The sequence below is a fragment of the Pseudomonas sp. ICMP 8385 genome (assembly GCF_002699915.1).
Taxonomy (GTDB): domain Bacteria; phylum Pseudomonadota; class Gammaproteobacteria; order Pseudomonadales; family Pseudomonadaceae; genus Aquipseudomonas; species Aquipseudomonas gessardii.
Genome location: NZ_LKBY01000022.1, coordinates 1 through 683 on the forward strand (window position 1 = coordinate 1; position 683 = coordinate 683).

Genomic DNA, 683 nt, shown 5'->3' on the forward strand with positions numbered 1-683 from the left:
GGCGTGCAGCAAGGTGACGCTGCCGTTGTCATCCCAGGCATAGCGCGTATCCATCTGCGCAAAACTGGCCCAATGCCGTACACAGCGCGCCGCCTTGCCAGACCGTTCCCACGCCCAGAAGAAACTCGCCCCACCGGCCAACTGTCGTTCAGTGATGACCGAGAGGCTGTCGTACTGATAGCGCTCGCTTTCGCCGACGGCATTGGTCGCCTCAAGCAGTCGCCACTGTTCGTCATAGCGGTAGGCAACCAGGTTCTGCTCGGTCACCCAGGCGTCGTCCGCTTCGCTGTCCACGCGAAACACCTGGTAGTCCACCGCCACGATATGCCCACGGTCATAGCGCAACANCCTGGTAGTCCACCGCCACGATATGCCCACGGTCATAGCGCAACAGCAGGGCGCGACCGGCACCGTTATCCAGGCGCAGAATCCGCCCCAAGCCGTCGCGGGAAATACGCAGGCGGTTGTCATACGCGTCGCTGATGGCCGTCAGCACACCGTCGTGAAAGTGGTAGAACCGTGCCCCTTGAGCCAGCACCAGTTCATCCGACGCCGCCCCCAGATAAATCGCCGCCTCGGCCAGGCTATTGCTGATGGCCGGGCGGGCCGTGGAGGGCAGGGGAAAGGTGGTGCTGCGGTTCTCATGATCGGTCCACACCACCGAGCCGCCGACCACACACAGG

1 pseudogene is annotated in these 683 nt (G+C 63.3%); it reads right to left on the reverse strand.

Annotation, left to right across the window (positions count from 1 at the left end):
• Nucleotides 1–683, reverse strand: a pseudogene (locus tag AO268_RS04675) (type IV secretion protein Rhs); the annotation flags it as partial.